The organism is Arthrobacter sp. JCM 19049, assembly GCF_001310435.1.
On the sequence record NZ_BAXF01000690.1, the window covers coordinates 1 to 940 of the forward strand.

Consider the following 940-nt stretch of genomic DNA (forward strand, 5'->3'; position numbering starts at 1 on the left):
TCCCGGCAAAGCGCAGCCGCCCCTGGTCGATGACGGCCATCCGGTCACACAGCCGCTCCACCTCATCCAGCGCGTGGGAGACCAGCACCACGGTGACCCCGCCGGCGCGGATGGAGTGCACCAGCGCCCAGATCCCGCGCCGGGCCTGCGGGTCCAGCCCGGTGGTCAGTTCGTCAAAGATCGCGATCCGAGGTCGGCCGACCAGGGCGGTGGCGATCGACAGGCGCTGGCGCTCTCCCCCGGACAGGGTCCCGATCCGGCGTTTGGTCCGCTGGCCCATGCCCACCAGCTCCAGCAGTTCCACCGGGTCGGCCGGATCCGGGTAGAGAGCCGCAAACCAGCGCATGGCCTCGCCGACCTTCAGCGCGGCGGGCAGGGTGGTGCCTGCAGCTGGTACCCCACATCGCGGCGGATCATCTCGCGCTGCAGTGCCGGGTCAACGCCCAGCACCGACAGCGTCCCGGCGTCGGGTTTGATCGTTCCGGCCAGGCATTCCACGGCCGTGGTCTTCCCGGCCCCGTTGGGCCCGAGGATTCCAAAGATCTCCCCGCTGCCACCTCCAGATCCACCCCGGCCAGTGCCCGCACGTTCCCGAAGGACTTGTGCAGGTTTTCGGCGCGGATCACCGGGTTGCGCATGCTCATGGTGGCCTCCCTCGGCACTACTGTCACCCCTCGGTTGACAGTTATAGCGCAAGAATGGCACACCCCCCACGTTCCGTCAATAGGGGGATGACAATTCTGCTGCCACCGACGCCCCTAGGGCAGCGGGAAGGATTTGGGGACGCAGCTGCTGGTGGCCGGGATCATCCGGATGACGTACCAGAGCACGCAGGTGCCGCCCTGGGCGAGCACGCCCAGCAGCAGGAGCCACGGGTTCAATGGCCCGAAGCCCAGCAGGACCCCTGCGCCGGGAAGCGCCACAGCCAGCACCCCCAAGC

The 940-nt window shown here is 68.7% G+C and carries 3 protein-coding genes; all 3 read right to left on the bottom strand.

Annotation, left to right across the window (positions count from 1 at the left end; genetic code table 11):
* Positions 1-346, bottom strand: a 346-nt coding sequence (locus JCM19049_RS15535) for an ABC transporter ATP-binding protein (protein ID WP_279403371.1), incomplete at its 3' end; no start/stop codon positions are given.
* A gap of 14 nt (positions 347-360) precedes the next feature.
* Positions 361-714, bottom strand: a complete 354-nt coding sequence (locus tag JCM19049_RS23730) for an ATP-binding cassette domain-containing protein (protein WP_374700341.1) — start codon at positions 712-714, stop codon at positions 361-363.
* A gap of 44 nt (positions 715-758) precedes the next feature.
* Positions 759-940: hypothetical protein (locus JCM19049_RS15540; protein ID WP_279403373.1), on the bottom strand; the 182-nt coding region annotated here is incomplete at its 5' end.